The following is a 15461-nucleotide window of genomic DNA, read 5'->3' on the forward strand; positions in this document are numbered from 1 at the left end:
GATGATTGAGAGTGTATCGGCGAGTTCGGCTCCCATGATCCAGGTGCATATATGATTGAGTCAGCTGTGTTGGAGCGCCGGGGCCGATGGCTTGGCCTGACAGGCTGGACTACGCTTTTCATTGCCTACACACTTATTTTTTGGGCGTTTAGTGACGATGGTCTGGCATCCGGAGTGCAGCGATCGTTAATCAATACGCTACCGGCGGCTCTTCTCTCCTGGCCAGTCGTTAGACTTGTCGAGCGCTACTTGATTGATGCTGGGCTTGTCATTCAGAGTCTGGGGCATCTGGGTCTTGGAATCGGATTCGGTCTGCTCTGGTATATCGGTATTCAGATCGGATATGGGTTGCAGGCTGGTTGGGTGAGCGACGGAATTGTCGGCAGGCCCTTATTAGGAATCGCGCTCACCTGGCAGTTATTCCAGGGCATGACACTTTACGCCGTCGTTGCGCTGTTCGCCTATGCGATGACCTATCGCTTGCGGTTGGCGAGCCTGGAAGCTGAGCGAGGACAAGTTAAAGCGGAGCCGAGCGCAGTCCCGCAGTCGCGGCAAATTTTCCTCAAGGATGGCAAAACCATTCGGCCCACGCCCTTGGCAGATATTCTGCTTCTGTCAGGCGCTGGGGATTACACGGAAGTTGTAACGCGAGACGCGACCTTCCTGTCAACGACGTCATTAAATACGTTCGAAACTGAACTGCCGTCTGACTCATTTTTGCGCGTTCATCGGTCACACATCGTCCGTACGGATGCCATCCTCTCAGTCGAAAGCGGCGGCAATGGCCGACTGACCCTACACCTGCCAAAAGGACAATCGCTGACAACGAGTCGCGCCGGGGCCATACGCCTGCGCGACCGCGCATTCTGATCTAGCCGTCTGTCTATTCATGGAGACATGCTGTCGATTGACGGAAAGAAGGGCTGGCAGCGTCTCTTTCCAACTACTGAATTTCATATGACGACTTCACCAATGATGACCCAAGCTCTGTCTCTCTCGACTCTGATGCTTTTAGTCGCCTGTGTAGCACCGCCGCCGGGTCCAGAGATCAAGACTGCTGAGCGATTCACTTGGCGTGATGCCCCGGTCATAGACGTGTTGGGTTTAGAGCCAGAGACGGATTACTGGCTGAATTTAGAAAGGGCGTCTGCCTATACGCCTACGGCGACGGAGCGATCATCGACTCTGTATCGATCCGATGCGAATGGCCGGATCGATACGTCCGTAACTCTTGCCAAAGATGAGCCTACCGCTGATCCCTATTTTCCAATCCGGTCGATGAGCTATGCGGATGAACCCAGCCAGGTCCAGCCCGGGCGTCTTAAGATCGATCTGCTAACGTCGACTCGAGAGCCTGTAACATCTCGGACAATTGGAATTGGCACCGATCCGGCGAGTTATACCGAATTTGCTCTGGGTGCAGAGTTTCCCGGCGCCTTTGTGTGGCGGAGGGTCGAGGCTGATGCGGCAGAACCTATTCTGTTTGTACTGGGGGGGTCCGAAGGCGGCGATGGCGGCGCGCGCTACGGCAGTCCCGCCTTCGTCGAGGCAGGATATACTGTCGTCGGTTTGCCCTATTATTCGCCTGCTTGGTTCGGAAATAGCGCTGCCATTCCCGACTTGCCTCGTGCCTTTGCCGATCTACCCATCGACTATCTGGAACGTGCCGTCATGGCTGCCCGCCAGCTGGATGGTGTGAATCCAGACTCGGTCCAGCTGATGGGCACGTCCAAGGGCGCGGAATATGTGCTGCTGGCAAGCTCACTGATTTCAGATGACAGTGCGGGAGGCGGGTTCTGTAGCGTTGTCGCTAACGTTCCGAGTGACGTTGTCTGGGAAGGCTGGGGAGCCGGCGCGAATGCGGGAGAGACGTCAGGCTTTTCTTGGCGTGGGGAGCCACTCGATTTTGTTCCTTACACAGATATAGGCCGAGCGCTCGCGGCGCGGGGGCGTGACGACGATTATACGATGAGCGATGCACATGCTCTCGGTCGCAAGGATAATCCGGACCGTGTTGAGCCCGCTCGGATTTTCGTCGAGCGGATCGATGAGCCTGTGCTTGTTGTTGGCGGTGATATGGACACGGTCTGGCCATCCGGTGAGATGTCACGGGCCATTAAGACGACGCGTGATGTGCATGGACTTGAGACCGAGGCCTATATTTATCCAAAGGCCGGACACGGTTCGGGCGGGAACCCGCTACGCCGGGGTGGTCAGGACAATTTAGCTGCGCAACTTGAAAACTATCCGGCCACCTTCGATTTCCTCGCACGTCATGCCAGACGTGACGATTGCCGCGACTAACGCCCCGATAGACTTATCGTCTGCACAATAAGAATGCGCCTTGCACAGGGGTGTGACTTTTATGTTTCACATCACTGGGAAATGACAGGATCGTGACTGCTTGGTTGACGAACGGACAGGTCGGCGAATAACACGGCCACAGGAATGCGTGGAGTCTGGGGAGATTCCGCGCTCACAAGGGAACTTAAATATGAAAAATTATATGAGGGTGTTGCTACAGACATCCGCCATTACCGCCGTTGCGATCTCAACCGCAGCTGCTCAGGACGTGCCTAATGATGAAACCGAAGGTGATGACGAGGTTGTCGTTACCGGTTCGCGGATTAAAGCCAGTACCTTCAGTAGCCCCGTTTCTATGGATGTTCTGAGTGTTGACGATGCTCGCATCGAAGGCATCGCCGACATCGCGGGTCTCTTGCAGACCGCAACAGCAGCATCCGGCTCGTCACAGGTGAACTCTGCGTCATCGAATGCATTCGTGCAGAATGGTGGTTTGGGGAGTGAGACAGTTGGCCTTCGGGGTCTGGCTGCCAATCGTACACTTGATTTGATCAATGGTCGTCGTGCCGGTCCATCTGGGGTTCGTGGCTCAGTGAGTTCCTTTGACCTCGGCTCGATCCCTCTCGTTGGTATTGAACGCGTTGATATCCTGAAAGATGGTGCCTCGTCTGTTTATGGTTCCGATGCGATTGCTGGTGTCATCAACTATGTGACTGACAAATCAGAAGGTGGCGAGATCGACTTGTTCACGTCCATTCCTGAGAATGGCGGCGGTGAAGTGTTCCGCGGTAGCGCCACTTACGGCAAAACATTCGATCATGGTCGTTTCCGGATTACGGGTGATTACATCAAGGAAGAAGAGCTAACTCGCGGAGATCGTGAATACCTTGATTGTTCAGAGGATTACACATTTACGGACGCATCTTTGTCGACGCGTGCCGATAACATTGACCCACGGACAGGTACTCCAACCTGTGGTGGTTCGCCTTGGGGTCACGTCTGGGTCTATCAAACGGGCGGCGCTGCTGACAATATCGCGCAAAACCCACGCAACCTGATTTTCCAATTCGACCGTGGCAATAACTTGGCCGGACTGGTTCCAGGTATCCCGACATCTCTGGACGGAACAGGCATTATTGCCCCGGCCGGCTGGTACCAAGTCGACTACACGCAAGCTCACATTGACGGTCTTCCGGCTTGGGCGGGTGTTGACGTGTCGAACAATAATCCGAACAATGTGTATGACACATATTCCCCTCTAGAACGGGCTGAGTCTGTTATTCCGTCACGTGAACGCATCACACTGATGTTCGATGGTGAGTATGAGTTGGATGATAATATTACAGCCTATGGTGAAGCGCTGTTCAATCGTCGTCAGACTTATTCGAACGCACAAAAACAATATTGGACCTACCAGTACGGTGCCAATGATGTTTTCGGTGACGATCAGGTTAATCCAAACTTCCTCTACCAAGATTGGGGCGGCACAAACACATGGTTTAGCCCGACCGCGATCGCGGATCATGGCGATCAGGAAACAACGGTTGATTACTACCGCCTTGTCGGTGGTCTTCGTGGTGAGTTAAGCGAGAACATGGTTCTTCCTGGTTGGGACTGGGATGTTTACGTACAGCACTCCAAGAGTTCAGGTGAATATTGGGAAGAATTTATCCGCGGTGACTCCACGACGGGCCAATTCTTCCAGCGTGGATCCTGTGCGGGTCAGACCACATCAGGTGCTACAGGTGAAGACGGTGCAAATATTGCTGGGATTCCCTGTATTGACGTGCGTTGGTTTGATCCAGGCTTCTTGGCCGGTGAACTGACTGACGCGGAACGTGATTTCCTTCTGACATCTGACGTTGGTCAAACTGACTACACTCAGACAACCATTGAAGGTTACCTCTCTGGCGAAGTCTTGAAACTGCCTGCCGGTCAGCTGTCTGCTGCCCTGGGTGTGTTCTACCAAGACGACGAAATCTATGACCGTCCGTCTGACACGATCTTGGCCGGTAATGGTTTCAGTGAATCCAATGCGGGTATCACTGAAGGGTCACAGTCAACCAAAGCGATCTATGCTGAGGCGCGTATTCCGCTTCTGAAAGATGTGACTTTGTTTGACGATCTGACAGCCGTTGTTTCTGGTCGCTTCACAGAGATTACATCGGAGCGGGTCACTGGAGAAACTGTGACTGTTGACGGTTTCAACTACCGCGCCACTGTGGATTGGAAAGTTAGCGATATTCTGCGTCTGCGCGGTTCGATCGGGACTTCGTTCCGTGCGCCAGGACTGTTTGAACAGTTCCTTGCGGATGAGACTGGAGCCCTACGTCAGAGTGCGATCGATCCTTGTGTCGGTTGGGGAACAGGCGTCGCAAACGGGTCGATTACGCCACAAGTTGGACAAAACTGTGCGGCTCTGGGTATCCCAGACGATTACACAGGGGCTCCGATTGCGGCTCAAATTATCACGGGTGGTGGTTTTGGTGTTCTGGAACCCGAAACATCTGACAACAAAACAATTGGTTTCGTTCTAACCCCAGGGTTTGCGGATCTTAGCTTGGCTGTCGATTATTTCGAAATTCAGATCAATGATGAGATTTCGACATTGAGCGCTAGCCAAATCGTTACGGGTTGTCTCGACTCTGCAGATATCGCGAACGAGCCTCTCTGCGATCTGTTTGATCGCGGACTTGATGCAACGGGTCCATTCCGGATTGACGAAGTTCGGGCGTCGTTCATCAACATCAATACCCAGTCTAACAAAGGTCTTGATTTCACAGCGCGCTACCGCACCGATACGCCTTGGGGTCCTTTGAGTGTGAACACGCAGTGGTCACATCAGTTGGAAGATGAAATCCTACTGTTGGCCGACGGCAATTCTCAGTTCCTGAATGGCGGTGTCGGCGAACCTGAATGGACAGGTCTGGGTAACGTCAGCCTTCAGGCAACTGACAATTGGCAAATCCGTTATAGCTTCGATTACATCGGCAAGATGGATACGCTGCGGACTCGCTTCGATGATATCGAAGATTACTCGACGCAGATTAATGCTGACGGTGGCTTTACGCTCAACCAAGATGGTACAACGGTTTACGCCAAGTACATTCTTGAGCCGACTTGGTACCACAGCATCTCCACTCAGTATGAGATGGATGGTGGCTGGACGTTCCGTGCGGGTATCAACAATATCTTTGATGAGCACCCACCAGCCAGCACGCTGTCACAAGTTTGGGGCAACACTATCGGCCTAGGGTCACAGTATGACCTTCGTGGTCGCCGTGCGTTCCTCAACGTGTCGAAGAAATTCGGCTAGTCGTTCCAACCAGCCAAGGTTAGAAGGCGGGCTTCGGCCCGCCTTTTTTTTGATCGAGATTTATGAAACCGCCTGTCGTCATTGCTAAGCCCGACAATTTGAACGAGCGTAATTTGGAATTTGAGCAGGCGCCCCTCAAGACCAACCTGTTTTTGAATAGTGTCCCGAAAAGCGGGAGCCATCTGCTTAAAAATATCGTCCGAATGTTCGTGCCCGTGGAACAGCAGTATGATGTTGATTTCATTCAGTTTCCGACGCTGAAACAACACCATCACGCGCTGATTGCTGACCCAGCTAAACTGAGTTGGGGTCATCTCTTGTTTGCGGACACATCCTCCATCTTGCTCAGAGAAGCGCGGCACATTGTGCTTGTTCGTGACCCCTATGACTGGGTTCTTGCGCGCGCCCGGTTCTTCCTGTCGGACAATTTTCAAGGCGGACTTGAAAATCTAAAACACAATGCCGTCGACATGCCCGACTTCCTGAACATGATGATTTTTGGCATCCACGAACGGTTTCCAAATATGCAGGAAATCTATCTCCATAATGCGGCCGCCTGGATGGGAACCCAGGCCCGCATGTTGAAGTATGAAGATCTTTTAGAGCATGTGAAAAATCTCGATGCGGATGCTGCGGAAGTCTTCTTCCGTGATCTGTTCGATTTTGCAGGTATCGAGCTTCCGGACGATTGGCGCGCGCGTATCCGGATCGGATCGGACCGGAAGCAAAGCGGGACCGCGCGTGAAAATTTGGACCTTAAAGGCGTCAGCGTTCCGAACGAACTCCCAGACGCGCAGAAGCAACTCGTCGAGTTCACCGCGCCCGGTCTTCGGGCCTTACTCGGCTATTTTGATGGCTGAGCGACCCATCCCGCTGGGGGCTGAGCAGGCGGCCACGGTGTCATCCCTAGCGCCTGATGCAGCCAAATATGATGGGGTGGCAACGCTTTGGCACCGGCTTGGATGGTCTCAATCACGGCTCTAGCGGGATGTGAATTGGGGCGGTCAGTACCGAGCTCGGCAAATTCCGGTCCACGGAAGTCCATTCCAAACAGGATCGCTTCATAGCTGGTGTGATCCCATAGACCGGCAGCATCGACAGGCGCTCTTGGATCGATCTCAGGGTCGTTTTTGACGGACTGACCGTAATCATGGCCATAGAAGGATTGATCGTCGAAATCTGATCGCGATGGCGCCTTGCGCGTCCAATGCTCCAGCTTTGCCTTTAACCGGTCATTGATCCGGTCGGGTTTTTGGACCTCGCGCCAAAAGGCCGTGTCGGTTCGTCGCGACAGGCAGTAGTGCAAATTGATGAAGTCCAGCACCTCATAATAGCGATTAGAAACAATCCGGTTCACGCGATAAGCGTGAGCCGCCATATCTTCGCGGCGTTTTGGAAAATGTTCGGCCAGCATCGCAATGCCGAGCTCCGCCATATAGATGCCCGTTGATTCCAGAGGCTCGATGAAACCACTCGACAGGCCGATGGCCATACAGTTTTTGGTCCAAACTTTTTGTCTCTGACCAACTTTGAAATGGATTGTCCGCGTGTCGTACTCTTTTAGAGTTGGATCTTGATAGGCGAGCAGTTCAGCCCGCGCATCTTCTTCGGAAATGAAGTCAGAGCTGTGAACATAGCCGATAGCGCGCCGGGTTTGGGTCGGTGTGTCCCAGATCCAGCCGGCCGACATAGCGGTACAGGTGGTGTAGGGGCGGACAACACCTGGGAAGTGATCCTCATAAGGGAATTGCGCGACCACAGCGCGGTCACAGAGTAGCCACTGCGCGTAGCTATCCCATCCAACCCCCATCTCTCCTTCCATCAACAAGGCTTTGAAGCCTGTGCAGTCGATAAAGAAGTCGGCTTCGACCATTGTCCCATCTTCAAGGGTCACGCTTTCGAGGTAGCCGTCATCATCTTTTGTTGCGCCGACAACATTAGCTCGGACGTGCTGGACCCCGCGCGCAACCGCGACTTCGCTCAAATAGTCGGCATAGAGCTGCGCATCGAAATGATAGGCATATTTGAGCTGGGCCGCGAACTGGGTCTGCCCTAACGGGCGTGGGCTCAAATTGATGTCGGATAGGACGGCCTGCGCAGAAACAGTTTCGACGAATGGAATATCACGGCGACTTTCCATCCAGCGCTGACCCGTTCTGTCAATCGGGCCCGGCGTGAAACGGCTAAATGGGTGGTGATAGGCTTCACCTTTATTCTCCAGCCAGTTCACATATTTGATCGATTGTTTGAAGGTCGCGTCCGTCTTCTTCATGAAGTCGGCTTCGTTCAATCCGACCACATCTAAGATGTGGTGGATCGACGGCACAGTCGCTTCCCCGACTGAGATGCGGGGAACATCAGGCGATTCGATCAATGTGATCTCAACGGTTTTGTTGCGACCCCGATCATTGAGTGCGCCGTCCAAATAGGCCGCACTCATCCATCCAGCCGAGCCGCCACCAACGATTACTACGCGTTTCATGTCGTGAATTCCTACTCTTGAGGTCCATTTGAATGGGCAAATAACCTTGATCATGCAAGGATGATCGACAGGGTTCAGGGTCATTTGGACTGAAGTGGGAAGGCTCTGACAACACGAGTGGCGCGCTGTTTTTCAATAAATCCTTATTGAAAAACAATAATAATGCTGCTATTGAGACACTGTCACCGGCGTGCCAGCCGGCTAAAGGAGATGACGATGCAAAGCTTGGGAGCGCAAAACACTTTGGCGCAGGGGAACGAATCGGCAGCGAAATCGCGCCGAAAGCCCCGTAAACTTTGGATTTTAAGGGCACTCATTTTTGTCCTGCCCGTTGTCGTTTTAGTGGCGGCCATCGGCGGAACGGTCGCCATGAGCGCATTTGCGCCAGAACCCGAAGAAACCGAAGATCCAATCAAGGCTTTGCCCGTCCTGACGACGCGTGCCCAGACAGGCTCGGTAACGCTGACCGTCAAAGCCCAAGGCGAAGTTCAGCCGCGGACAGAAATCAACATCGTCACCGAAGTGAGTGGTCGAATTACCTACATGTCGCCAAGCTTTATTGAAGGCGGACGGTTCAGTCGCGGTGATCTCCTCATCCAAATCGATCCGGCAGAGTATAAATTGCGCGTCATTCAGGCCCGGGCCAATGTGTCTCAGGCGGATACGGTTCTCGCACGCGAGAAATCAGAAGCTGAACTCGCCCGGATGGATTGGGCGGACCTTGGCACGGGCGGCACACCAACGCCGCTGACATTGCGTGAACCACAAATGGCGGAAGCCGCTGCCCGATTGGAAGCTGCCAAGGCTCAACTCGCTGAAGCTGAGCTACAGCTCTCGCGCACAAATATCCGCGCGCCCTTTCATGGCCGTGTGACGACACGTCTGGTCGATGCGGGTGAGTTTGTGGGTGCGAACAACCGTCTCGGCGATATTTATGCCACGGACATTATGGATGTTCGTTTGCCGCTCTCGCAGTCTGATTTACGTCAGGCAGGGCTCTATCTTGGTTATGAAGCGGGCGGCGACACGACCGTTCCAGTCACACTCTCTGCTAATGTGGCGGGGCAATATACGGAATGGGAGGGCATCATCGCGCGCACCGATAGCCGATATGACAGCCAATCGCGCGTGTTGCATGCCTATGCCGAAGTTCGCCAACCGTTCGGTGTCGACGCATCTCAGAAGGCGCCGCTCGCGCCAGGGCTTTATGTTGAAGCCGATATTGCAGGACCGACTCTAGATAATGTTGTCACAATTCCGCGTGCCGCCCTTCGCGGAGATGATCAGGTCTATGTCGCGAATGACGACGGTACGCTGACTATCAAAACTGTCGAAGTCCTGTCGTCCGAACGGACCCAAGTTGTCATTGGCAGCGGTCTGCGGGCTGGGGATGCGACCATTACATCGCCGATCCGTGGCGTCGCTGATGGGATGAAAATCGAGGTTGTAGAACCGACCGCTGCTGGCGCGGGAGAATAGATCATGGACCGTATTATCCGCTGGTGGGCCTCCAATTCAGTCGCCGCAAATCTTCTTATGATCATCTGCCTTGTTGGCGGATTGGTCAGTTACCTCACGATTGAGCGCGAGCTCGAACCCTATGTCGAATTTCCAGGGGCTTGGACTTATGTGTCTTGGCCTGGGGCGTCGCCACAGGATGTTGAAGAACAGATTGTCGTGCGGATGGAAGAGGCTCTCTCCGTCGTGGACGGAGTCAACCGAATGTGGGCCTTCGCTGGCGAAGGCGGCGGCTCCGTCACGGTTCAGGGTAAGAACGGCGTCGATGAAGCGAGACTGATGGCCGACGTGAAACGTGCGGTTGATGGGATCAATAATTTCCCACCAGCGGCCGAAGAACCGCAGGTCAATATTTTCCGAAACCAACAAGAAATGATCCGTTTGGCCGTTATGGGCGATGACACGGTGACGGAACGCGAGCTGAAACGCTTTGCCGAGAAGACACGACGTGAGGTCGCCCTGCTGGGTTATGTGCCGTCCGTTGATCTGTTTGGCGTTCGGAATGAGGAAGTCTCGATCGAAGTGTCAGAGACAGCTTTGCGCCAATATGGCCTGACCTTTAATGATGTCGCGACTGCCGTGCGGGGCACATCGGTAAATAGTTCGTCGGGACGAGTCCGAACGGAAATTGGGTCGGTGCAACTTCGCACACGCAATCAGGCCGACAGTCAGGAAGACTTCGAGAACATCATTGTTCGCCAAGAATCGGGTGGGGCGACCATCCGGGTCAAGGATGTCGCGACCGTGATCGACGGCTTTGAAGAAGTTAATCTGATGGCGACAGTGAATGGCCAGCGGACGATTCTGGTTCAAGTTATGAGCGGTCCCAGCATGGACATCATCAAGATGTCAGCGAACGTGAAAGGCTATCTGGAGAAGATCAACGCAGACCTGCCCGACGGTGTGTCGATCACAGTCTGGAACGATTCTGCGGACGATTATAAAGGCCGGATCAACTCGATTACGTCGAACTTCTTCTTCGGATTATTGTTGGTTTGCCTAACATTGATGCTGTTCCTCCGCCCCAAGATTGCGATCTGGGTGTCGATTGGGATTGCGACCGCCTTTGCGGGCGGACTGGCCTTGCTGCCGCTTTTTGACGTGTCGTTTAACATGATCTCGACCTTCGCCTTTTTGCTGGTGATCGGTGTGATCGTGGATGACGCGATCATTGTCGGCGAAGCCATTCACTTCAAAACGGAAGAGGGTGAGACCGGGCTAGACGCCGCCGTCAACGGAACGAACATGGTGAAGAAACCGGTGATTTTCGCGGTCTTGACCACGATGATCTTCTTCGCCCCATGGATGTATCTGTCAGGCGGGACGAGCGAATTTACGCGGGCCATTTCTCTCGTGGTGATCCTGTCGCTGCTGTTCTCATTAATTGAGTCACTGCTGATCTTGCCGGCTCACCTCGTGCATATGAAACCGATCAATCCGAAAAGCCGGATTATGCGTGTTCAGAAAAAGATTTCGGATAGCCTGACGACATTGGCCGAAAAGGTCTATCGACCGATGATCACGGGGGCTTTGCGTCGCCGATACCTGACCGCGTCGATCTTTGTCGGCATCATGATCTTGTCCATCGGACTGGTCAGTAACGGCCTCGTCAAATCCGTGTTCTTCCCGCAGGGCGAATCCGATCAAATCGACATTACGGTCGAGCTTCCGGAAGGCACACCTTACTCACGCACACTCGAAGTTCTGGCTCAAATCCAAGACGCTGAGCATGAGCTACAGCAAGAAATCGCGGCGAAAGACGGCGAACTGATCGAGAATTGGTACACGCGTTCGCGTGACAATAATGTGCTTGCGCTCGTCAAACTGGTGCCGCCAGAAGATCGTGCGCTACAGGTCAGTGAAGCGGCTGAGCGGCTTCGCGAATTGATTGGCGATGTGCCGGATGCGGAGAATATCTCCGTTGAATATGGCGACGGCAATAATGGACCCGCGCTTCAGTATGTCCTGAACGCTAAATCCTTCGAGGACCTAACGGCCGCAGGTGATGATCTGATGGCTCAATTGAGAAGCTATGACGGCGTCTTCAATGTCGTCAACGACATGGAAAGCGCGACAGAAGAGGTTCAATTTGATCTGAAGCCCGGCGCGGAAGCTCTCGGTGTGACGGCCTCAGATGTGGCGCGGCAAGTTCGTCAGGGCTTCTTCGGTGAAGAGGTGCAGCGACTGCCCCGCGACGGTGAAGATGTGCGCGTCTATGTGCGGTACCCCCGCATTGATCGTGAATCACTCGACTTCCTGAATTCGATCCGCATTCGGACGAGCGATGGACGGCAACTTCCGTTGCAAACGGTTGCGGATATTCGCTTTGAACCGGGCACAAACCGTATTTTGCGGCGTGAGCGTCAACGGGCCATCATCATCTCGGCGGAAGTCGAGGAAGAACGGATTGATGAAATCCGTGAAGCGCTAAACGAAGATTTTTTCGAGACGTTCGAACAAATCCACCCAGCTGTAACGCGCGGCAATATCGGTCGAGCGCAAGGCGAGGCAGAGTTCCAACAAGAACTCTTCACCTTCTTCCTAATCGCGATTGGTGTGGCCTACTTCCTCGTCGCGGTCTCGTTCCGGTCCTATTTTGAGCCGATCCTGATCCTGCTGGCGGCGATCCCATTCTGCTATTGCGGCATGATTTTGGGACATCTGACTATGGGGTACACCATGTCTCTACTCTCATTGCTCGGTATGTTTGCCGCAGCCGGGGTGGCGGTGAACGACAACCTCGTTCTGTTGGATTACGTCCATAAGCTGCGGGATCGCGGTATGGATGGGGCTCAGGCCCTCGTTGAAGCGGGCGTCAGACGGTTCCGTCCGATCCTGCTGACGTCGCTGACGACCTTTGTCGGGCTTCTGCCCTTGCTGACGGAAAAATCGCTGCAGGCGCAGTGGCTCATTCCGATCGGGATTAGCTTGGCGTTTGGCGTCTTTTTCGCTCTGTTCGTGACATTGTTCTTCGTTCCGGCGCTTTACGGCATCGGCGCGGATATCCGCCGCTTCTTCATCTATCTGGTGAAGGGCCAAGAACAGCCGCGTTTCGCCGCAACGATCGAGGATAGACCAACCTCCGGAGCTATCGTGCCGGCGGAATAGTCCTCACCTCAGGCGAGCCAAGGCTTTCCTGAACGACGTCTCTATGCGTATGAGCCCCTGAATGATTTCGGGGGCTCTGCCGTTTATGTCTAAACTCAGCCGTGATCCGCTGATCCATTTTCTGGCTCTTGGCGCTTTGCTATTTGTCGGTCACGCGCTCTGGTCGACCCTCGTCACGCGGGCAGATCGTCAGCTTATCGTCGAGACGCGAGAGATTGCGCGTCAGTCCGATCTCTTCACCATTGAAAATGGCCGCGCGCCGACTGAGGCGGAACTGCAAGGCATCATTGTCGCCTTTGTCGAGGAAGAGGTTCTCGCCCGTGAAGGCGAGAGGCTGGGCTTGGATCAAGACGACACGGTTATCCGCCGCCGTATAGCGCAAAAGATGCGCCTCCTGACCGATACAGGCCCTGTCACCGAACCCAGCGAGGCTGAACTAAAGACATGGTTCAACACCCGCCGAGAAGATTATGCGGTGGCCGAACGCAGGTCACTACAACACGTTTTCTTCTCTGATGATCGCCGCGCTGATGCCAAAGCTGATGCTGGGGTAGCCGACCTGACCGACTGGACCCAAGTCGGTGATCCCTTCATCATTGCGCGAGAGTTAGGCCCGCTTAGCCGAAACAAAGTCCAGCAGGATTATGGCGGCCCCTTTGCCAGTACGGTATTTGACGCCGAGGTCGGGGTCTGGTCGGATCCGGTCCGAAGCCCGTTCGGCATCCACCGCATTCGCGTGACGGAGGTGACACCCCGCATTGAACCAGATTTCACGCGCGCCCGCGCGGAAGTGCTCGCCGATTGGATGGATGAGGCCAACACAGCCCGCGTCGATCAAGCCATGCGCGATCTCGTCGCTAAATATGATGTGATCGTTGAAGAATGAGGCGTCTCCTCTTTCTCATCCTGCTGCTGCTGGCAAGTCCGGCATCGGCGCATGAAGTCCGGCCTGCCCTGCTATCGTTAGATGCAGACGGCGACGCCTATGCCGTGACGTGGAAGCAGCCGATTACCAGCGGCCGACGCCTCGATCTAACGCCCATTTTTCCAGCCCAATGTAAGGCAAGCCAACCATCCGTGACACTAGACGAAGACACGGTGGTAGAACGCTACCGCTTAACTTGTGATCTCACCGGAGGGTTTATCCGCATAGACGGCCTTAACCGCACGCTCACCGATGTATTCGTCCGAATTAACGCAGCCGATGGATCAGTTCGCTCCACCCTCGTCAAACCGTCCAATCCCGTAATGGATTTGAGTGTTGCGACTCCGCCTGCAGCGCGCGCCTATTTTGGCGAAGGTATCCTCCATATTGTCATGGGCTGGGATCATCTTTTGTTCGTTTTGGGGCTCTGCCTTCTGGTTAAACGTCGCCAAATTCTAGGCGTGGCTACCAGTTTCACGTTGGCTCACAGTCTGACTCTGGCGGTCTCAGCTCTGGGTCTGTTTAGCCTGCCGTCACGACCCGTCGAAATCCTGATTGCCGCCTCGATCCTGCTGCTCGCCATAGAGATTATTCGAAGACGGGACGGGCAGGTCGGGCTGACGGCGAAACGGCCCTATCTGGTCAGCTTCGGGATCGGTCTCTTGCACGGCCTTGGCTTTGCGGGCGCGCTGGCAGATTTAGGGTTGCCCAAGGGACAGGAACTGGCTGCGCTTTTCCTGTTCAATGTTGGGGTGGAAGCCGGACAATTTGCAATTATCGCCGCGGCCTTACTGGCGGGGTTTATCGGCTACCGATTTGCGCCGAAATTGACGCGCCCGACGGCAACGCTCGCGACCTACGCCATCGGCGCGATCGCGGCCTATTGGGTGATTGAGCGGATATTGGGATATTGGGTGTAGGGACCGCGGCGTAGTGAGAGAGAGACTTGAACTCTCGACCTCAGGATTATGAGTCCTGCGCTCTAACCAGCTGAGCTACCTCACCACGCCATACGGCAGGCGCGCGATATAAGGCGAGGCGCGCGAGGCGGCAAGCCTTGTTTCAGGCAGATTTCGCCGCTAATGCAGCCACATGCGCAGTATCGCCCATTCTATCCAGCAACAGCGTTCGTCATATCGGCGGACGGGTTTCCGGCTGGCCTAGCGGCCTGCGCTCTCACCCCGCCATTTGGCGGGGCCTTCCCAGACAAGGCGGCACCCGCCGTCTCTCCATAGGAAGGAAAAATAATGTACAATACAGACGACGAAATCACTCATATCGCTGAAGGCATGCGCGACTCTACGCTGCCAAAGGATGAGTGGACGCATGCTGCGCATATCGCAATGGCGGTCTGGTTACTCGATCGTCACGGTCATGCCGCAGCCGAGATCATGCCGGGTTTAATTCGCACCTATAATGTATCTGTCGGCGGGCAAAATACGGATAGCGAAGGTTACCACCACACGATCACTTTGGCCTCACTCCGGTCGATTGCGGCGCATATGGGTAAGGGTTCGATCGCCCAGCGAACCAACGCGCTTTTGAGTCAAGGGTTTGACCGTCCGGACTGGCTGTTCCAGCACTATTCAAAGGATCGGCTATTCTCAGTTGAGGCACGGCGAGGGTGGGTTGAGCCCGATCTCGCGCCATTGCCTAAGGGCTAAGACAGAAACATCTCAAGCGGGTCTTCGAGGCGGCGTTTCAGGTCTTGGATCATCGAGGCGGCGTCAAACCCGTCAATGACACGGTGATCGCAGGACACGCTGAAATTCATCACTTTGCGTTCAACGACTTCGCCATTGCGGAGT

General features: G+C 54.5%; 11 protein-coding genes and 1 tRNA gene. 9 read left to right on the forward strand and 3 right to left on the reverse strand.

The genetic code is table 11. From position 1 onward, the window contains the following. Positions 1-51 precede the first annotated feature (51 nt). The 4 genes from QQL54_RS14350 to QQL54_RS14365 all read left to right on the forward strand — a co-directional run bounded on the left by QQL54_RS14350 (position 52) and on the right by QQL54_RS14365 (position 6480). A complete protein-coding gene (locus QQL54_RS14350) occupies positions 52-870 on the forward strand; it encodes a LytR/AlgR family response regulator transcription factor (RefSeq protein WP_284392026.1) in 819 nt (272 codons plus the stop codon). 87 nt (positions 871-957) lie between these two features. Further along, positions 958-2304 (forward strand): alpha/beta hydrolase family protein, encoded by a 1347-nt coding sequence (locus tag QQL54_RS14355; protein ID WP_284392029.1) that lies wholly within the window; start codon positions 958-960, stop codon positions 2302-2304. A gap of 190 nt (positions 2305-2494) precedes the next feature. Further along, positions 2495-5620 (forward strand): TonB-dependent receptor plug domain-containing protein, encoded by a 3126-nt coding sequence (locus QQL54_RS14360; protein WP_284392030.1) that lies wholly within the window; start codon positions 2495-2497, stop codon positions 5618-5620. Positions 5621-5682: 62 nt separating this feature from the next. Beyond that, complete coding sequence (locus QQL54_RS14365; protein WP_284392031.1) at positions 5683-6480, forward strand: hypothetical protein; 798 nt, start codon at positions 5683-5685, stop codon at positions 6478-6480. Here the strand turns inward: QQL54_RS14365 and QQL54_RS14370 are convergent. Continuing rightward, positions 6465-8102, reverse strand: a complete 1638-nt coding sequence (locus tag QQL54_RS14370; protein WP_284392033.1) for a tryptophan halogenase family protein — start codon at positions 8100-8102, stop codon at positions 6465-6467. The two genes, QQL54_RS14365 and QQL54_RS14370, sit on opposite strands and share 16 nt — an antisense overlap. 216 nt (positions 8103-8318) lie before the next feature. Here QQL54_RS14370 and QQL54_RS14375 point away from each other — a divergent pair, with 216 nt between their 5' ends. From QQL54_RS14375 to QQL54_RS14390, 4 genes are all read left to right on the forward strand, one after another. Beyond that, the gene (locus QQL54_RS14375) at positions 8319-9581 is read left to right on the forward strand and encodes an efflux RND transporter periplasmic adaptor subunit (protein ID WP_284392035.1); all 1263 of its coding nucleotides are present in this window, start codon (positions 8319-8321) and stop codon (positions 9579-9581) included. 3 nt (positions 9582-9584) lie between these two features. Further along, complete coding sequence (locus tag QQL54_RS14380; protein ID WP_284392037.1) at positions 9585-12728, forward strand: efflux RND transporter permease subunit; 3144 nt, start codon at positions 9585-9587, stop codon at positions 12726-12728. An 85-nt stretch (positions 12729-12813) separates the two neighbouring features. Beyond that, positions 12814-13614, forward strand: coding sequence for a peptidyl-prolyl cis-trans isomerase (locus QQL54_RS14385; protein ID WP_284392039.1), 801 nt, complete (start codon positions 12814-12816; stop codon positions 13612-13614). Further along, positions 13611-14573 (forward strand): HupE/UreJ family protein, encoded by a 963-nt coding sequence (locus QQL54_RS14390; RefSeq protein WP_284392041.1) that lies wholly within the window; start codon positions 13611-13613, stop codon positions 14571-14573. The genes QQL54_RS14385 and QQL54_RS14390 overlap by 4 nt, the downstream gene beginning before the upstream one ends. A gap of 11 nt (positions 14574-14584) precedes the next feature. On the opposite strand, the gene QQL54_RS14395 is transcribed toward QQL54_RS14390, so the two are convergent. Next, positions 14585-14658: transfer RNA gene (locus QQL54_RS14395), tRNA-Met, on the reverse strand. A gap of 242 nt (positions 14659-14900) precedes the next feature. Between QQL54_RS14395 and QQL54_RS14400 the strand changes: the two genes are divergently transcribed. Continuing rightward, positions 14901-15317: a hypothetical protein gene (locus QQL54_RS14400; protein WP_284392043.1), complete on the forward strand. Its 417-nt coding sequence runs from the start codon at positions 14901-14903 to the stop codon at positions 15315-15317. On the opposite strand, the gene QQL54_RS14405 is transcribed toward QQL54_RS14400, so the two are convergent. Beyond that, positions 15314-15427 carry a 2-oxo acid dehydrogenase subunit E2 gene (locus QQL54_RS14405; protein ID WP_348520765.1) on the reverse strand — a complete coding sequence of 38 codons (114 nt, stop codon included), beginning with the start codon at positions 15425-15427 and terminating at the stop codon, positions 15314-15316. The two genes, QQL54_RS14400 and QQL54_RS14405, sit on opposite strands and share 4 nt — an antisense overlap. Between the last annotated feature and the right edge of the window lie 34 nt (positions 15428-15461).

Source organism: Algimonas ampicilliniresistens (assembly GCF_030159955.1).
GTDB classification, from domain to species: Bacteria; Pseudomonadota; Alphaproteobacteria; order Caulobacterales; family Maricaulaceae; genus Litorimonas; species Litorimonas ampicilliniresistens.

Excerpts from the sequence above, each read along its gene's own strand:
- QQL54_RS14375 (WP_284392035.1), top strand. The coding sequence starts at position 8,319 with ATGCAAAGCTTGGGAGCGCAAAACACTTTGGCGCAGGGGAACGAATCG.
- QQL54_RS14405 (WP_348520765.1), bottom strand. The coding sequence starts at position 15,427 with ATGAATTTCAGCGTGTCCTGCGATCACCGTGTCATTGACGGGTTTGAC.
- QQL54_RS14365 (WP_284392031.1), top strand. The coding sequence starts at position 5,683 with ATGAAACCGCCTGTCGTCATTGCTAAGCCCGACAATTTGAACGAGCGT.
- QQL54_RS14370 (WP_284392033.1), bottom strand. The coding sequence starts at position 8,102 with ATGAAACGCGTAGTAATCGTTGGTGGCGGCTCGGCTGGATGGATGAGT.
- QQL54_RS14360 (WP_284392030.1), top strand. The coding sequence starts at position 2,495 with ATGAAAAATTATATGAGGGTGTTGCTACAGACATCCGCCATTACCGCC.
- QQL54_RS14390 (WP_284392041.1), top strand. The coding sequence starts at position 13,611 with ATGAGGCGTCTCCTCTTTCTCATCCTGCTGCTGCTGGCAAGTCCGGCA.
- QQL54_RS14380 (WP_284392037.1), top strand. The coding sequence starts at position 9,585 with ATGGACCGTATTATCCGCTGGTGGGCCTCCAATTCAGTCGCCGCAAAT.
- QQL54_RS14355 (WP_284392029.1), top strand. The coding sequence starts at position 958 with ATGACGACTTCACCAATGATGACCCAAGCTCTGTCTCTCTCGACTCTG.
- QQL54_RS14400 (WP_284392043.1), top strand. The coding sequence starts at position 14,901 with ATGTACAATACAGACGACGAAATCACTCATATCGCTGAAGGCATGCGC.
- QQL54_RS14385 (WP_284392039.1), top strand. The coding sequence starts at position 12,814 with ATGTCTAAACTCAGCCGTGATCCGCTGATCCATTTTCTGGCTCTTGGC.
- QQL54_RS14350 (WP_284392026.1), top strand. The coding sequence starts at position 52 with ATGATTGAGTCAGCTGTGTTGGAGCGCCGGGGCCGATGGCTTGGCCTG.